Raw genomic sequence first — 15,538 nt, 5'->3', positions numbered from 1 at the left:
TATGGCGGCATTCCGATATGCCTATCAAAGCATCGTCAATCTCAAGCAAAGCGAAACGACGCAAGCCGAATGGGGACTCAGCGCCGCTCTCGGCCAGCTGAAAGCGGAAGAGATGTCCCTTGAGGAGCTGAGAAGCGAGCGCAGGCGATGGGAGGAGAAGCTGATCCGGCAGGGAGAGCGTGGAAGCACGCTGGACGAGCTGCAGCAGATCCAGCATTTCATCCGCCATCTGGACAAGACGATCTGCCTCAAGGAGAAGAAGGTCCAGGAGGCGGAGAAGGAAGTCGATCAGTCCCGGACAATCTTGTCGGAGCGGAAGGTCCAGGAGAAGATCTGGATGAGGTCCAAGGAAAAGGCGTGGCAGAAATTCAAAAGCGCCCTGCTGGCCGGAGAGCAGGCCGAGCTGGACGAGATCGCGGTCCAGCGGCATGCCCGCATGGCTCAGTCCTGACAGGTGCCAGAAGCGCTCGGGCGCAGGAAGACGGGGAAGCGCAGCGCCCCCGGGGGGGATGACAAGTGGCAAAAGATGAGATGGAAAAGCAAGGCTACAGCGGAATCGAACGAATGCTGTTCTTCGTTACGCCGCTTCTCTTTACGCTAGTGCTCGTAATGGTGCTGTTCGTCGTCTTCAATCCGTCGCTGAGGGATAGGCTGCTCGATGCCGGGAGGGACGTTCCGGTCGTCGGAGCGCTGCTGCCCGGGGATGCTTCCAGCGAGGAAGGCTCTGCCTTGGAGCAGGCGCAGGACGAGAAGAAGCTGTCGAGCTTGCAGGCGGAATTGGCCGCTGCCAAGACGAAGCTTGAAGCGGCGGATTCCGAGAAGATCGGCCTTGAAGCTCAGGTGAAGTCGCTGCAGCAGCAGATCGACGGCCTGATCGCAACGAGCGACGCCGAGAAGCTCAGCGCCGAACAGTATCAAAGCAAAATCGGCGAGCTCGCCGGCATGTTCGCCTCGATGACGGCCAGCAAGGCGGCCCCGATCCTCGAGAACATGACGCTGGAGGAATCGGTGCTCGTGCTCGGCACGATGGACAGCCGGGCGCAGGGAGCGATCCTGGCGAAGATGGATCCAAAGCGTGCGGCTCAAACCGCCGCTCGCATGAAGGACAGCGAACCGGTCAAGGATCAGCAGATCGCCGCGCTGCAGTCGCGTCTTCAACTGGAGGCGACCTCGACGGCGACGGCTTCGGCCGTCTTGAACCAGGAGCAGCTCACCAAGACGTTCGAGAGCATGAACGCCGCCCAGGCTGCGCCGCTTCTGCTCAAGATGGCCGACGTGAGCGCGAGCAAGGTGCTGCGCATCCTCAGCTCGGTGAGCGATGCGACCCGGTCTGCGATCGTAGCGGAGATGTCCAAGACGAACAATGAACTCACCTCCCAGCTGGTCTCCAAGCTGATGGCCGGGAAATGATCGAGGAGGGATGACGCATGGAAATGGCGATGACGCCGACAGCGGTTCCGACAGCCGGCACAACGGCGACGGGCGGAGCCGCCGCGGCAAAGCCGGGATCAGGCTCGGCCGCCGGAACTTCGTTTCAGCAGCTGATCGGCTCGGTGCAGCTCGGCGGACCATCCGCCTCTGCGGCGGGACAAGCCGGTGCCGTCAGCGCGGCAGCCTTTGCTGGGCAAGGAGATGCGGCGTCTCTGCTGCAGGCGGCGATCGCGCAGCTGGCCGGGATGATGCCCGGCTCGGCAGAAGCCGCAGCAGCCGACGCGACGCAAGCGACCGGGGCTGAGACGCTGGATGCGGCAGCGGGCGGCGAAGCCGGCGAAACGGCGCCAAGCGCGCTGCTCGGCCGGTTGGACGAGCTGCTCGACCAGCTGGCCGAGCAGCAGCAGGCGGACGCCCCGCTCTCGGACGAGGCGATGGACGCAGCCGCTTCGGAGCTTGGAGCGCTGCTGGCGCTGCTCGGCCTTCCCGTCCCGCAGGTTCAGCCGGCATCCGCCGGCACGGAACAGGCCGGCTCGGCAGAACCGGTGCAAGGGGCATCGGCGGGCAAGGCGCTCGTGCTGGAATCGCTGCTCGTGCTGCATCAAGCGCTGCAGGACGGCAAGCCGCTCAAGCTCGGAGCTTTCGACGCCTCCGCGCTCGTTCGGCAGCAGCTCGCCAAGCTCGGCGAGCTGCTGGACGGATCGGAGCGGTCCTCCTCCGGAGCCTCCGCCGAAGCTGCCGATGACGGACAGGCAGCCATCACCGTGAAGACGGCACCGGCCGCTTTCCTGGAGCGGCTCAGCGCCTCTTCGGCCCAAGTCCGGGCCGCGCTGGAAGCGAAGCCGTCGGCAGCTCCGGCCGCGGAAGCGACTTCTGCCGCCGATGCCTCGCCGGCCGCGGCTCCGGCTTCCGCTTCGGCGGAGCAAGCGCCGCCGACGAACGCTCCTGCCGCAGCGGTTCAGCCGCAGGCGGCTTCATCCGGGCCGCAGGCAGCCGCGATGCCGGTCGTATCGATGAGACGGTTCGCCGAGGAAATGGCGGACGTCATGCTCCAAAAGCTCGACATCACGGCAAGCGGACAGACGAGCGAAGCGCGGATCCTGCTCAACCCCGAGCATCTGGGACAGGTCGACATCAAGCTTCAGCTGCATCAAGGCCAGCTGACCGCCATTTTCCTCGCAGACTCTCCCGCAGCGCGCGAAGCGATCGAGAATCAGCTGGCCCAGCTTCGGCAGTCGCTGCAGCTTCAAGGGATCCAGGTCGATCGGATGGAGGTCGGAAGCGGCGAGCTGCAGACGAGCCTTTCCTTCGGCCAGCAGCAAGGCGGAAGCGGCGGCCGGGGACAGAACTTTGGAGACGGCGGCCGCTCGACGGAGCCGTCGGCGGCGCTGCGAGAAGCCGATTTCGCGACGCAAACGGCGATTCGGGAGCTCGGGGTCGGGCGATCGGTCAATGAGACGGCTTAGGCCGAACGGAGGAATGACAGCATGGCTCAAGGCTCTGTAAACGCGATCTATCCTTACATCAGCCAGAAAAACGCTTCCGCAGCGGCGACGAGCATGGACAACTCGACGATGGGCAAGGACGCGTTCCTTCAACTGCTCGTCGCGCAGCTGAAATATCAGGACCCGCTCAAGCCGGCGGACAATACGACCTATATCGCTCAGCTCGCCCAGTTCTCGTCGGTCGAGCAGCTGTCCAACATCTCCGGCCAGCTCAATCTGCAGGGGCAGAATCTCGGCCTGACATCGGACCTGATCGGACGAACCGTCCAGTGGGACGTGTATGACGCGGCCGGCAAGCTGGTGACGGAAAGCGGAATCGTGGAGTCGATCATTTTGAAGGACGGCATGCAATATATCATCTCTGCCGGCTCGAGCATCCCGCTCGATGCCGTCAAGCAGGTCGACGGCGCGGAGGCGGAAGCGGAGCCGGACGGTTCCGAGACGGAGCCCGCAGCGGCGGACTCGGCTGAGGCTTGAACGGACGATCCTTGGGGGATCGCGATGAATCCATGCAAGCAGGTCAACAACATCACTCATTCAGGAGGGTTTTCAAATGCTTAGATCGATGTACTCCGGCGTCTCCGGCATGCGCGGCTTCCAGACGAAGCTCGATGTCATCGGCAACAACATCGCCAACGTCAATACGGTCGGCTTCAAAGCCGGACGCGTCATGTTCCAGGACATCCTCAGCCAGACGGTCTCCGGGGCGAGCCAGTCGGAAGACGGCGTGCGCGGGGGCAAGAACGCGCAGCAGATCGGACTCGGCGTCACGGTCGCTTCGGTCGACACGCTCCACACGGCGGGCAGCGCGATGACGACGAACGTTCCGACCGACCTGCGCATTGACGGCGACGGATTTTTCGCCGTCCGTCCGGCCGGCATGGAAGACGGCTTCTACCTGACCCGCGCCGGCAACTTCTCCGTCGACGCGGCAGGACAGCTCGTGACGGCCGACGGCGGCCTCGTGCTCAGCTCCGACGGAGAGCCGATCTCGCTCGCCGGCATAAGCGCGTATTCGATCGGCAAGAGCGGCACGATCGTCGGCATCAACGCCGACGGCACGACCGGCGACGAGATCGCGACGATCGGCGTCGTGCAGGTGCAGAACCCGAACGGACTCGAGAAGATGGGCGCCAACCTGTACCGCTCGACCGTGAACTCCAACGTGGAGGAGCTGGCGATCGGCGTGCCGGGTGACGCCGAGACCGGCACCGGCACGATCGTGGCCGGACAGCTGGAAATGTCCAACGTGGACCTGACGAGCGAGTTCACCGAGATGATCGTGGCCCAGCGCGGCTTCCAGTCGAACTCCCGCATCATTACGACTTCCGATGAGATTCTGCAGGAGCTGGTCAATCTCAAGCGCTAACGGATGAAGCTTCGGGCCTCGCGCCTGCATCGCCGGCAGAGCCGGCGGCGACGCGGGGCCGTTCATCGAGAAGGGAGTCCCATGGTACAAGTAACGAGGCTGAACGGCAGCCGCCTCACCATCAACGCGCTGCTGATCGAGCTGATCGAAGAAACGCCGGATACGCTCCTTACGCTGACCACCGGCAAAAAAATGGTCATTCAGGAATCGGCCGAGGTGCTGACAGCCCGGATCGTCGAGTATCAACGGTCCATCGGCTTGCTGGCCGCTTCCGTGAAGGGCGCAGTGACGGAGGAATAACCGCGATGAAAAAAATGCTTCCCTGGTTGATTACGACCTTGCTGGCCATATCTCTGATTGCCGTCGTGGCGGTGTTTCTGTGGAATTCGGTCCTCGGCGATCCGAAGACGGCCGAAGGCGAAGGCAAGCCTGTCGCCGCCGCGGCCAAGCCGATGTCGGCGGAGGAGCGTCTCGGCGTGACGCTCGAGCTGAAGGACATCAAGCGGAACTTGAAGGACGAGAACAAGCTCGTCATCATCAGCTTCGCGTTCCAACTGGACAAAAAAGCGGCCAAAGAAGAGCTGGACCAGATCAAGGACATCGCGGTCAAGCCGATCATCAACCGCATCCTGGCCGATACGGCAGCCGCGGATCTTCAAGGCTCGGCCGGCCAGGACGCGCTTGAAGCGAAGCTGCTCAACGAAGTCAACAAGATTCTGCCGGAGGGCAAGCTGGTCAAGGTTTCGATAACCGACTATCTTCTCACGGACATTTGAGGCCCGGAGCATCAGGCAAGGAGGTGAGAGAGATTGGTAGATGTTCTGTCCCAAAATGAGATTGACGCGCTGCTGGCCGCTCTTTCGTCCGGCGAGATGGATGCGGAAGAGCTCAAGAAGGAAGAGAGCCAGCGCAAAATCCGCTCGTACGACTTCAAGCGCGCGGTGCGGTTCTCGAAGGACCATATTCGCAGCCTCACGCGCATTCACGAGAACTTTGCGCGGTTCCTGACGACGTATTTCTCCGCGCAGCTCCGCACATTCGTGCAGATCAACGTCGTGCAGGTCGAGCAGCTGCCTTATGACGAGTTCATCCGTTCGATTCCGAAAATGACGATTCTGAACATTTTCGAGGCGGAGCCGCTCGAAGGACGGATGGTGCTCGAGGTGCATCCGAACGTGGCCTTCGCGATGGTGGACCGGCTCCTTGGCGGTGCCGGGACCGCGCCTTCGAAAATCGGGGCGCTGACGGAAATCGAGACGATGATCATGGAGAAGATTTTCAGCCGTGCTTTTGAAAGCCTTCAGGAAGCGTGGAAGACGGTCATCGATATCTCTCCTCGTCTGGATTCGCTCGAGACGAATCCGCAATTCATGCAGATCGTATCCCCGAACGAGACGATCGCTCTCATCTCGCTGAGCACGAAAATCGGCGACACGACGGGGATGATCAACCTGTGCATCCCTCATGTCGTCATCGAGCCGATCATGCCGAGGCTTTCGGTGCATCACTGGTTCGTCTCGCAGAAAAAATCCAGAGTTCCGGAAGAAGTCGAGATGCTGGAGCAGAGGGTGCATAAAGCGAAGCTTCCGATCATCGCCGAGCTGGGCGAGTCCTCGATCACGGTCAGCGAGTTCATGAGCCTGGCGGTCGGGGACGTCATCTCCCTCAACAAGTCGGCTGGCGAAGGGCTGCATATCAAGGTAGGAGAAAAGCTGAAGTTCATCGGCAGCCCGGGATCGGTCCGCGACCGGCTCGCGGTTCAGGTCGAGGAGATCGTACGTGAAGGAGCGGAAGAAGATTATGACGAGTAAGGATTACCTGTCGCAGGAAGAGATCGACGCGCTGCTCCGGCAGAGCTCCGGCGAAGCGGAGCAAGCACCGTCCGGCGGCAGCGACCGGATCGAGGATTACCTGACCGGCATCGAGCAGGACGCGCTCGGCGAGATCGGCAACATCACGTTCGGCAGCGCGGCCACGGCTCTGTCTACGCTGCTCGGCCGCAAGGTCGACATTACGACGCCGCAGGTGGCCCTCATTCGGCGCTCGGAGCTCGGGGACGCATTTCCGAAGCCGCATGTCGCCGTGTCGGTCAGCTATGTCGAAGGCTTCGAGGGCATCAATTCCCTCGTCATCAAGACGAGAGACGCAGGCGTCATCGCCGATCTGATGCTTGGAGGGGAAGGGGAAGTCGGCCAGCAGGAGCTGAACGACATCCATATCAGCGCGGTTCAGGAAGCGATGAACCAGATGATGGGCTCCTCCGCGACGTCGATGTCGACGATCTTCAACCGCATGGTGAACATCTCCCCGCCAGGCATCGACATTCTCGATGTGGAGCAGGGCGGAGGGATGCAGCAGCTGCCTCCCGACGACGTGTTCATCAAGATCAGCTTCCGCCTCATGATCGGCGACTTGATCGATTCCACGATCATGCAGCTGCTTCCGGTCAATTTCGCCAAGCAGATGGTCGACTCCTTGATGGGCGGCTCCGGCGTGGAGGAAGCGGCTCCAGCCGCAGCGCCAGCGCCATCGGCTCCAGCCCCGACGCCAGCGCCGATGATGGAATCGCCGCAAGCCGCGCCAGCCGCCCACGCGCCGTCGCCTGCTCCGCAGCAAGCGTATTCGGCTCCTTACCCGGACCCGATGATGCCGGCCGCAGCGGCAGGTCCGCAGACGCTCGGCACGCCTGCCGGCCGCAACGTCAGCGTGCAGCCGGTCCAGTTCGGCGGCTTCCAGCAAGGAGGCTTCGCCCAGCCGGAAGAGACGAACCTGGGCCTGCTGCTCGACATCCCGCTCAAGGTGACGGTCGAGCTCGGACGCACGCAGAAGCAGATCAAGGATATTCTCGAGCTGTCCCAAGGCTCGATCATCGAGCTGGACAAGCTCGCCGGCGAGCCGGTTGACATCCTGGTCAACAACAAGCTGATCGCAAAAGGCGAAGTCGTCGTCATCGATGAGAACTTCGGCGTCCGCGTGACCGACATCGTCAGCCAGTGGGACCGCATCGCGAAAATACAGTAACTTACATCCTGGGAGGAAATGACAATGGCAAACCGTATTCTTATCGTGGATGATGCAGCCTTCATGCGAATGATGATTCGCGATATCCTGACCAAAAACGGCTACGAGGTCGTAGGAGAGGCGCAGGACGGCTCGCAGGCGATCGAAAAATACAAGGAGCTCAAGCCGGACCTCATCACGATGGACATCACGATGCCCGAAATGGACGGCATCGCCGCCCTGAAGGAAATCAAAAAGATGGATGCCAATGTCAAGGTCATCATGTGCTCGGCGATGGGCCAGCAAGCCATGGTCATCGATGCGATCCAGGCCGGCGCCAAAGACTTCATCGTGAAGCCTTTCCAAGCCGATCGGGTCATCGAGGCGATCAAGAAAACGCTGGGCTGAACGTGAACAGCGGAATCATCGCCTCGCTGCAGGCGGCCCCGGCCGCGTCCGGAGCCGCGGCGGCGAGCCCTTCTCCCAAGCCGGAAAGCAGCCTGCTCTTCCCTTCTCCCGCCGGCCAGCTCGACGCAGCCCCTCAGTTCACGGCCGGAAGCGTGACAGGGAGCCTGGTCTGGATGATCGTCGCGCTTGCGCTCGTCATCGGCCTCATCGTCCTGCTGATCCGCTTCCTGTCGAGACGCAACCAGCTCTGGAACGGAGGGCGAACGCTGCAGTCGCTGGGCGGCCTTACGCTCGCGCCCAACAAATCGATGCAGCTGGTGGAGGCGGGAGGGAAAATCTACGTGCTGGGCGTAGGAGACGACGTCGCGGTGCTGGATGTCATCGTCGATTCGGACCAGGTGTCGGCGCTCAAAGAAAAGCTCGTCGAGCAGGGGATGGGGAAAAGCCCGATCGGCGACTGGCTGAAAGGGCTGCAGGAGAGGCGGGCCGGCCGCAAGGACGGACAAGTTCCGGAGGAGACCGACGAGGCCAAGCGGTTCGAACGGATGCTTCAACAAAAGCTGGAGCAGCAGTCCAGCCAGCAAGAGCAACTCGAGCGGCTGCTGCAGCAATCTACGGACAGGGAACGGTTGAGAGAAGAATGAAAAGGAAATGGATGCTGTCGCTGCCCGCCATGCTCGCCTTATCGGCAGCCGCAGCCGCTACGGCTTTTGCCGAGCCTTTGCCGGGCATCGATATCAGCATCGGCGGAGGAGAATCAGGAGGGTCGAGCGCGATCTCGCTGGTCCTGATGATTACGGTCCTGACGCTTGCCCCGTCGTTCCTGATCCTGATGACGAGCTTCACGCGCATCGTCATCGTGCTCGGGTTCGTGCGCACCTCGCTCGGAACGCAGCAGATGCCTCCCAACCAGGTGCTGATCGGACTCGCGCTGTTCCTGACGCTGTTCATCATGTCGCCGACGCTGTCGCAGGTGAACGAGACCGCGCTGCAGCCCTATCTGAAGGGCGAGCTGACGCAGACCGAAGCGCTGGAAGAAGCATCGGTTCCGATGAAGGAGTTCATGTTCAAGCATACGCGAGAGAAGGACCTGCTGCTGTTTCTGAACTATTCCCAAGCGGAAAAACCGGAGACGTACGAGGACATCCCGATGACCGTGCTCGTGCCGGCCTATGCGATCAGCGAGCTGAAAACCGCGTTTCAGATGGGCTTCATGATCTTCATTCCGTTTCTCATCATCGATATGGTCGTCTCCAGCACGCTGATGGCGATGGGCATGATGATGCTGCCGCCGGTCATGATCTCGCTCCCGTTCAAGATCCTCTTGTTCGTGCTTGTGGACGGCTGGTATCTGATCGTGAAGTCGCTGCTGCTCAGCTTCGGAACCTCATGAGATCAGCAGGAGGGAATAAGGCATGAATTCAGACTTTATCATCGGCTTGGCCGGGCAAGCCGTTCTCGTCGTCCTGAAGGCCAGCGCGCCGATGCTCATTCTCGGCCTCGTGGTCGGTCTCGTCATCAGCATCTTCCAGGCGACGACGCAAATCCAGGAGCAGACGCTCGCCTTCGTGCCCAAGATCGTGGCGGTGTTCGCGGCGCTGCTCCTGTTCGGACCTTGGATTCTCAGCACGCTGGTTGATTTCACGTACAACTTGCTGAACAACCTGCATCAATACGTCGGGTAGGCGAGAGATGGACGTATTCCTGAAAGGATTCCCTGTCTTTCTGCTGATTTTTTGTCGAATCACTTCTTTTTTTGTCGTCGCGCCTGTGTTCGCCTCCCGCACGGTACCGGCGAGAATCAAGATCGGGCTCGGCTTGTTCGTCTCTTACCTGGTGTTCCTGACCTACGGCACCGGACAGGAAGTCGTGCCGAACGCCGTCTACGTGCTGACCGTCCTGCAGGAGATCCTTGTCGGACTGCTGCTCGGCTTCATCGTCTACCTGTTCTTCACGCTCGTCCAGACGGCGGGAGCGTTCATCGACTTGCAGGTCGGATTCGCGATGGCGAACGTCGTCGATCCGCTGACCGGCGTATCGGCTCCGATTACAGGCAATTTCAAGTACATGGTGCTGCTGCTTCTGTTCCTGACGATGAACGGCCATCTGTACATGCTCCAAGCGCTCATGAACAGCTATCGCTGGATGCCGCTCGACTTGCACCTGTACGCGGCGATCGCAGACGGAACGATCAGCGAGTTCCTGATCCGGGGCTTCTCCCAGTCCTTCCTGCTCGCCCTGCAGATATCGGCGCCGATCATCGTCGCGATGTTCTTGACCGACGTTGGACTCGGATTTCTGGCCAAGACGGCTCCGCAGTACAACGTATTCGTCATCGGAGCGCCGCTCAAGATCCTGCTCGGCGTGCTGCTTCTCGTGCTGCTCATGCCTTCGCTGGGCGTGCTGTTCGGCCACATTTTCTCCGTCGTGTTCGATTTTATCGGCGAGCTGTTCGGAGAGATACAAGGCGGAGCGCCGCCGTGATCGGCGAAAGGAGGGAGCCTATGGACCGCAGGCTGCGCTTTCAGGTCGACCTCCAGCTGTTCAACGGAGAAAAGACCGAAGACGCCACGCCGAAAAAGAAGCAGGAGGCTCGGGACAAGGGACAGGTAGCCCGTACGCAGGAGCTTGGCGGAGCGTTCATCATCCTGTTCGTCTTCGGAAGCTTCTACATGCTTGGCGGCTTCTACAAGGAAAGGATGTACCGGCTGTTCGGGAGTCTGTTCAACGACTGGCTCTACATGCCGCTGACCGAGGCGAACACGATGTCGTTGTTTTACGACATCATGATTCAGATCCTCATCCTGATCGCGCCGATCCTGGGGCTCGTGTTCCTTGCGGGCCTGGTCGTGAACTACGTTCAGATCGGCTTCCTGTTCACCGGAGAGCCGCTCAAGCCGGACTTCAAGAAGCTCGATCCGATCAAGGGGTTCAAGAACATCTTTTCCGCCCGATCCTTGGTCGAGTTCCTCAAGAGCATCCTCAAGCTTACGGTCGTCGGCGTTCTCGTCTTCTCGGCGATCTGGGGAGAATGGGACCGGATCCTGCTGCTCGCCCATGTGCCGGTGGAGCAGATCTTTTCCTTTACCGCCGGGCTCGTGCTCAAGCTCGGCCTGCAGTTCGGCGCTCTGCTGATCGTCATCGCGGTGCTGGACTACTTCTATCAGCGCTACGAGCACGAGAAAAGCCTGCGCATGTCCAAGCAGGACGTCAAGGACGAATACGTCAAGACGGAAGGCAACCCGCTCATCAAAGGCAAGATCAAGGAGCGCCAGCGCCGGATGGCGCTGCAGCGGATGATGCAGGAGGTGCCGAAAGCCGATGTCGTCATCACCAACCCGACGCACTTCGCGATCGCGATCAAGTACGAGGGCGGGAAGATGGAGGCTCCGGTCATACTGGCGAAGGGAATGGACTACGTCGCTCTGAGGATCAAGGAAATCGCCAAGGAGAACGGGGTCATGACCATGGAAAACCGGCCGCTGGCAAGAGCGTTGTACGATCGGGCCGAGATCGGGGATACGATTCCCGCGGACTTGTTCCAAGCGGTCGCGGAAGTATTGGCCTACGTGTACAAGCTGAAGGGCCGCAGCAAATCATCTTAACTTGAGTGAACCGGAGGCATTCGTCATGAAACTGAGGGACCTGGCAGTCTTGGTGGGGGTTATCGGCATCGTCATGATGATGGTCATCCCTGTGCCTACTTTCCTGATGGACGTCCTGCTCGTAATCAACATATCGGTCGCGCTCATCATTCTCTTAATAGCGATGAACACGAAAGAGGCGCTGGACTTCTCGATCTTCCCCGCGCTGCTGCTGATTACGACGCTGTTCAGGCTTGCCCTGAACGTATCGACCACGCGCAACATTCTCGTGCATGCCCATGCGGGCGAAGTGGTCATGACCTTCGGGAACTGGGTCGCCGGCGGCCAGGTCGCCATCGGCTTCGTCGTCTTCCTCATCCTCGTCGTCGTCCAGTTCATCGTCATCACCAAAGGCTCCGAACGCGTCGCCGAGGTCGCCGCGAGGTTCACCCTCGATGCGATGCCCGGCAAGCAGATGAGCATCGATGCCGACCTGAACGCCGGGCTCATCAACGAGCAGCAGGCGCGGACGCGCCGCTCCAAGATCGAGCGCGAGGCGGACTTCTACGGATCGATGGACGGCGCGAGCAAATTCGTCAAGGGCGATGCGATCGCCTCCATCATCATCCTCATCATCAACCTGCTCGGCGGCTTCATCATCGGCATGACCGTCAAGGGAATGGGCTTCGGCGAAGCGCTTCAGACCTATTCGATCCTGACGATCGGCGACGGTCTCGTCAGCCAGATTCCGGCGCTGCTCATCTCCACGGCAGCCGGCCTGATCGTGACGAGAGCGGCATCCGAGGGCAACCTGGCCCATGATCTCAGCTCGCAGATGATGCGCTACCCGCAGCTGCTTTATGTCGTGGCAGGCACGGTCGCGCTGCTCGGGCTGTTCACGCCGATCGGCATCGTCCGCACGTTCCCGATCGCCATCCTGATCGCCTTCCTCGGCTGGAAGATGCAGGGGGCGCAGAGCAAGCAGCTGCAGGAGCAGGAGCAGCTCGTCGAGGAGCAGCAGATCGAGGAGGTCCGAAGTCCGGAAAGCGTCGTCAGCCTGCTGCAGGTCGATCCGATCGAATTCGAGTTCGGCTACGGACTCATCCCGCTCGCCGACACGCAGCAAGGCGGCGACCTGCTGGACCGGATCATCATGATCCGCAGGCAATGCGCGCTCGAGCTCGGTCTCGTCGTGCCCGTCATCCGCATCCGCGACAACATCCAGCTGCGCCCGAACGAGTACGTCATCAAGCTCAAGGGCAATCAGGTGGCGCGCGGCGATCTGCTGCTGAACCACTACCTGGCGATGAGCCCGGGCTTCGAGGACGAGTCGATCATCGGCATCGAGACGACGGAGCCGGCGTTCGGACTTCCGGCGCTGTGGATCGACGAAGCGACGAAGGAGCGCGCGGAGATGTCCGGCTACACGGTCGTCGACCCGCCGTCGGTCGTCGCCACGCATCTGACCGAGATCATCAAGCGCCATGCGCACGAGCTGCTCGGCCGCCAAGAGGCCAAGGCGCTCGTCGACAACGTGCGCGAGGCGTATCCGGCGCTCGTCGACGAGCTGATTCCGTCGATCATGACGGTCGGAGACGTGCAGAAGGTGCTGGCCAAGCTGTTGAAAGAAAAAATTTCGATCCGCGATCTGGTGACGATCTTCGAAACGTTGGCCGACCACGGCCTCTACACCAAAGATCCCGACATCCTCACCGAGTACGCGAGACAGGCGCTGTCGCGCCAGATTACCCAGCAGTTCAGCTCCGGCGGAGGGTCGATGAAGGTCATCACCGTCAGTCCGGCGCTCGAGAAGCGCATCGCCGAATCGGTGCAGCAGACGGAGCAAGGCAGCTACCTCGCGATGGACCCGGTCGCTTCCCAGCAGATCTGCAGCCGCATCAGCGAGCAGGTGTCCCGCCAGATCCAGTCCGGGCATCAGCCGGTCGTGCTTGCATCGCCTACCATCCGCATGTATTTGCGGCAGATGATCGAGCGGGTCATGGGCGACGTGCCGGTGCTGTCCTACAGCGAGCTCGAGCCGTCGGTTGAAGTCCAGAGCGTAGGGACGGTGAGCCTATGAAGGTGAAGCGATATGTCGTCGCCTCCCTGCCGGAAGCGCTGCCGCTCATCCGCGGCGATCTCGGCCACGATGCGGTCATCCTCAGCACGAAGGAGATCAAGACCGGCGGCATTCTCGGCCTGTTCGGCAAACGCCGCATGGAAGTCATCGCAGCGCTGGATGGCCGATCCAGCGGAGGAGCGGCAGCCGCTGCCAAGCCTGTTCCGGCAAGGCCGGCGGCGGAAGCGCAGGCGGAGGATGCGCCGCGGGAAACGAACCTGGCTGCGGCTGCAGGCAAGCCGCGTGCAGAGCTCACGCCGCAGGAGGCTCCGATTCCGCCGCTTGCGGCAAAGCCTCCGGTCCGCCCGCCGGCAGCGGCTTCCGCGCCAGCGTCCGAAGCGTTGAATGACGAGCTGCTGCAGGAGATGCGCGGCCTCATGAGCTGGATTCGCCAGCTTGGGCTTCAGCAGGAGACGGACGGACGCAGCGGGCCGATCCGCCAGCTCATGGAGCGGCTGGAGCGGCAGGAAGTCGCCGCCGAGTGGCGTGACAAGCTTCTTCAGGAACTTCAGGCCGAGCCGGATTTCGATTCCTTTTCCCAGCAGCCCGAAGCAGTGCGGGAAGCGGCCCGAGGCGCGATCGAACGGTGGTTGTCGCCTTTCGAGTCTGGGGGCGGCATTCTCGACGAGGCGAGGACGATTCATTTCGTCGGGCCGACCGGCGTCGGCAAGACGACGACGATCGCCAAGCTGGCCGCCTGCGAGACGCTGCAGCGGCAGCGCTCGGTCGGCCTCATTACGGCCGATACGTACCGCATCGCGGCGGTCGATCAGCTCCGCACCTACGCCGACATCCTCGGAATTCCGCTCGAGGTCGTCTTTTCTCCGGCCGAAGCGGCCCGGGCCTACCAGCAGCTGGCCGACAAGGATCTCATCCTGATGGACACGGCCGGACGCAACTACCGCAGCGAGCTGCAGATCAACGAAGTGAGCAGCATGCTGCGGACAGGGGGAGCGAGCGAGACCTGCCTCGTGCTCAGCCTGACGGCGAGGACATCGGACATGAAGGCGGTCGCGCTGCCGTTCCTCGAGCATGGCGTGACCAAGGCGATCTTCACGAAGCTCGACGAGACCCGCGTCTACGGCGCGCTGCTCAATCTGGCGCTGTCGCATAACCTCCAGCCGCTCTATGTCGCCTCCGGCCAGACCGTGCCGGACGATCTGGAGCGCTTCAGCAGTCGGCGCTATGCCGCCCTGCTGATCGGAGACGGCGCGGATGGCTGACCAGGCGCAGGCGCTTCGCGACCTCATCCGCCGCCGCCATGCGGCCTCGGAAGCGGCAGAGCCGTCAAGAGCGACGCGCATCGTGACGGTAGCAAGCGGCAAAGGCGGGGTCGGCAAGTCCAATTTCAGCCTGAACTTCGCGCTGTCGCTGCAGAAGCTCGGCCGCAAGGTGCTGCTCTTCGACGCCGACATCGGCATGGCCAATCTCGACGTGCTGATGGGCGTATCGGCTCCGTATTCGCTGTATCATCTGTTCCGCGGCGAGAGGCCGATCCGCGACATCGTCCAGCTCGGTCCGGGCGGACTTCACTTCATCGCAGGCGGCTCCGGATTCCGCGAGCTGCTCCATCTGAGCGAGGAGCAGCTGCAGCAGGCCGATCGGGAGATCGAGCGGCTGCAGGCGGACTACGATTTCATCCTGTTCGATACCGGAGCGGGCCTGAGCAAGGAAGCGGAGCGGTTCATCGGCGCTTCCCACGAGAGCATCATCGTGACGACTCCGGAGCCCACTTCCATCACCGATGCTTATGCGCTCGTCAAGATGGTGACGCACAGCCGCCCGGACGCCAGCTTCCGGCTGCTCGTGAACCGGGCAGCGGATGAACGGGAGGGACGCGACACCGCGGAGAAGATGGATCTTGCCGCGCGGAGGTTTCTCGGCATCGGCCTTCCTTTCGGAGGAAGCGTAGCCGACGATCCTCATGTCGGCAAGGCGGTCCGGCGGCAGACGCCATTCACGCTGGCTTATCCGGACTGCAAGGCGTCGCGCGACGTGCTGGCGGCGGCCAGAAGCTATCTGGAGCTCCCTGCCGGGGATGCCTCCCGCACAGTCAAAGGCTTCTTTCATCAATGGTTCAATCGCAAACGCAACCTTTGACTTCAAGACAAGGAGAGATCGG

The 15,538-nt window shown here is 61.8% G+C and carries 18 protein-coding genes; all 18 read left to right on the top strand.

The annotated features are described in order from the left end of the window. Position 1 precedes the first annotated feature (1 nt). The 18 genes from fliJ (at position 2) to HGI30_RS12325 (ending at position 15,516) form a co-directional block, all read left to right on the top strand. On the top strand, positions 2 to 451 hold the full coding sequence (gene fliJ, locus HGI30_RS12410) for a flagellar export protein FliJ (RefSeq protein WP_168907851.1): 450 nt from the start codon (positions 2 to 4) through the stop codon (positions 449 to 451). 65 nt (positions 452 to 516) lie between these two features. Further along, entirely contained in the window at positions 517 to 1,410 is an 894-nt protein-coding gene (locus HGI30_RS12405) for a MotE family protein (protein ID WP_168907850.1), read from the top strand. Between the two features lie 17 nt (positions 1,411 to 1,427). Then, on the top strand, positions 1,428 to 2,897 hold the full coding sequence (locus tag HGI30_RS12400) for a flagellar hook-length control protein FliK (RefSeq protein WP_168907849.1): 1,470 nt from the start codon (positions 1,428 to 1,430) through the stop codon (positions 2,895 to 2,897). A gap of 21 nt (positions 2,898 to 2,918) precedes the next feature. Then, entirely contained in the window at positions 2,919 to 3,413 is a 495-nt protein-coding gene (locus tag HGI30_RS12395; protein ID WP_168907848.1) for a flagellar hook capping FlgD N-terminal domain-containing protein, read from the top strand. A gap of 76 nt (positions 3,414 to 3,489) precedes the next feature. Next, positions 3,490 to 4,305, top strand: a complete 816-nt coding sequence (locus HGI30_RS12390) for a flagellar hook-basal body complex protein (RefSeq protein WP_168907847.1) — start codon at positions 3,490 to 3,492, stop codon at positions 4,303 to 4,305. 81 nt (positions 4,306 to 4,386) lie between these two features. Then, entirely contained in the window at positions 4,387 to 4,605 is a 219-nt protein-coding gene (locus HGI30_RS12385; RefSeq protein WP_168907846.1) for a flagellar FlbD family protein, read from the top strand. Between the two features lie 5 nt (positions 4,606 to 4,610). After that, complete coding sequence (locus tag HGI30_RS12380; protein WP_168907845.1) at positions 4,611 to 5,081, top strand: flagellar basal body-associated FliL family protein; 471 nt, start codon at positions 4,611 to 4,613, stop codon at positions 5,079 to 5,081. Positions 5,082 to 5,114: 33 nt separating this feature from the next. Continuing rightward, positions 5,115 to 6,116 (top strand): flagellar motor switch protein FliM, encoded by a 1,002-nt coding sequence (fliM, locus tag HGI30_RS12375; protein WP_168907844.1) that lies wholly within the window; start codon positions 5,115 to 5,117, stop codon positions 6,114 to 6,116. Continuing rightward, entirely contained in the window at positions 6,106 to 7,326 is a 1,221-nt protein-coding gene (fliY, locus tag HGI30_RS12370; RefSeq protein WP_168907843.1) for a flagellar motor switch phosphatase FliY, read from the top strand. Before fliM ends, fliY begins: the two co-directional genes overlap by 11 nt. A 24-nt stretch (positions 7,327 to 7,350) precedes the next feature. Further along, positions 7,351 to 7,713: a response regulator gene (locus HGI30_RS12365; RefSeq protein ID WP_028597425.1), complete on the top strand. Its 363-nt coding sequence runs from the start codon at positions 7,351 to 7,353 to the stop codon at positions 7,711 to 7,713. 2 nt (positions 7,714 to 7,715) lie between these two features. Then, positions 7,716 to 8,357 carry a FliO/MopB family protein gene (locus HGI30_RS12360; protein WP_168907842.1) on the top strand — a complete coding sequence of 214 codons (642 nt, stop codon included), beginning with the start codon at positions 7,716 to 7,718 and terminating at the stop codon, positions 8,355 to 8,357. 29 nt (positions 8,358 to 8,386) lie between these two features. Further along, positions 8,387 to 9,106: a flagellar type III secretion system pore protein FliP gene (gene fliP / locus HGI30_RS12355; protein ID WP_407945041.1), complete on the top strand. Its 720-nt coding sequence runs from the start codon at positions 8,387 to 8,389 to the stop codon at positions 9,104 to 9,106. A gap of 22 nt (positions 9,107 to 9,128) precedes the next feature. Beyond that, a complete protein-coding gene (gene fliQ / locus HGI30_RS12350; protein ID WP_168907840.1) occupies positions 9,129 to 9,398 on the top strand; it encodes a flagellar biosynthesis protein FliQ in 270 nt (89 codons plus the stop codon). A gap of 7 nt (positions 9,399 to 9,405) precedes the next feature. After that, complete coding sequence (gene fliR, locus HGI30_RS12345) at positions 9,406 to 10,197, top strand: flagellar biosynthetic protein FliR (RefSeq protein ID WP_168907839.1); 792 nt, start codon at positions 9,406 to 9,408, stop codon at positions 10,195 to 10,197. A 20-nt stretch (positions 10,198 to 10,217) separates the two neighbouring features. After that, positions 10,218 to 11,318: a flagellar biosynthesis protein FlhB gene (gene flhB, locus HGI30_RS12340; protein WP_168907838.1), complete on the top strand. Its 1,101-nt coding sequence runs from the start codon at positions 10,218 to 10,220 to the stop codon at positions 11,316 to 11,318. Positions 11,319 to 11,343: 25 nt separating this feature from the next. Further along, positions 11,344 to 13,377 (top strand): flagellar biosynthesis protein FlhA, encoded by a 2,034-nt coding sequence (gene flhA, locus HGI30_RS12335; RefSeq protein WP_168907837.1) that lies wholly within the window; start codon positions 11,344 to 11,346, stop codon positions 13,375 to 13,377. After that, the gene (gene flhF / locus HGI30_RS12330) at positions 13,374 to 14,639 is read left to right on the top strand and encodes a flagellar biosynthesis GTPase FlhF (protein ID WP_168907836.1); all 1,266 of its coding nucleotides are present in this window, start codon (positions 13,374 to 13,376) and stop codon (positions 14,637 to 14,639) included. The genes flhA and flhF overlap by 4 nt, the downstream gene beginning before the upstream one ends. Continuing rightward, complete coding sequence (locus tag HGI30_RS12325; protein WP_168907835.1) at positions 14,632 to 15,516, top strand: MinD/ParA family protein; 885 nt, start codon at positions 14,632 to 14,634, stop codon at positions 15,514 to 15,516. The genes flhF and HGI30_RS12325 overlap by 8 nt, the downstream gene beginning before the upstream one ends. Positions 15,517 to 15,538: the final 22 nt, after the last annotated feature.

The sequence above is a fragment of the Paenibacillus albicereus genome (genome assembly GCF_012676905.1).
GTDB classification, from domain to species: Bacteria; Bacillota; Bacilli; order Paenibacillales; family Paenibacillaceae; genus Paenibacillus_O; species Paenibacillus_O albicereus.
This window is presented reverse-complemented; position numbering and strand designations above follow the sequence as displayed.

Bases quoted from the DNA above. Each gene is read 5' to 3' on its own strand.
- fliJ (WP_168907851.1), top strand. From the start codon at position 2: ATGGCGGCATTCCGATATGCCTATCAAAGCATCGTCAATCTCAAGCAA.
- HGI30_RS12400 (WP_168907849.1), top strand. From the start codon at position 1,428: ATGGAAATGGCGATGACGCCGACAGCGGTTCCGACAGCCGGCACAACG.
- HGI30_RS12395 (WP_168907848.1), top strand. From the start codon at position 2,919: ATGGCTCAAGGCTCTGTAAACGCGATCTATCCTTACATCAGCCAGAAA.
- HGI30_RS12390 (WP_168907847.1), top strand. From the start codon at position 3,490: ATGCTTAGATCGATGTACTCCGGCGTCTCCGGCATGCGCGGCTTCCAG.
- HGI30_RS12385 (WP_168907846.1), top strand. From the start codon at position 4,387: ATGGTACAAGTAACGAGGCTGAACGGCAGCCGCCTCACCATCAACGCG.
- HGI30_RS12380 (WP_168907845.1), top strand. From the start codon at position 4,611: ATGAAAAAAATGCTTCCCTGGTTGATTACGACCTTGCTGGCCATATCT.
- fliY (WP_168907843.1), top strand. From the start codon at position 6,106: ATGACGAGTAAGGATTACCTGTCGCAGGAAGAGATCGACGCGCTGCTC.
- HGI30_RS12365 (WP_028597425.1), top strand. From the start codon at position 7,351: ATGGCAAACCGTATTCTTATCGTGGATGATGCAGCCTTCATGCGAATG.
- fliP (WP_407945041.1), top strand. From the start codon at position 8,387: ATGCTCGCCTTATCGGCAGCCGCAGCCGCTACGGCTTTTGCCGAGCCT.
- fliQ (WP_168907840.1), top strand. From the start codon at position 9,129: ATGAATTCAGACTTTATCATCGGCTTGGCCGGGCAAGCCGTTCTCGTC.
- fliR (WP_168907839.1), top strand. From the start codon at position 9,406: ATGGACGTATTCCTGAAAGGATTCCCTGTCTTTCTGCTGATTTTTTGT.
- flhB (WP_168907838.1), top strand. From the start codon at position 10,218: ATGGACCGCAGGCTGCGCTTTCAGGTCGACCTCCAGCTGTTCAACGGA.
- flhA (WP_168907837.1), top strand. From the start codon at position 11,344: ATGAAACTGAGGGACCTGGCAGTCTTGGTGGGGGTTATCGGCATCGTC.
- flhF (WP_168907836.1), top strand. From the start codon at position 13,374: ATGAAGGTGAAGCGATATGTCGTCGCCTCCCTGCCGGAAGCGCTGCCG.
- HGI30_RS12325 (WP_168907835.1), top strand. From the start codon at position 14,632: ATGGCTGACCAGGCGCAGGCGCTTCGCGACCTCATCCGCCGCCGCCAT.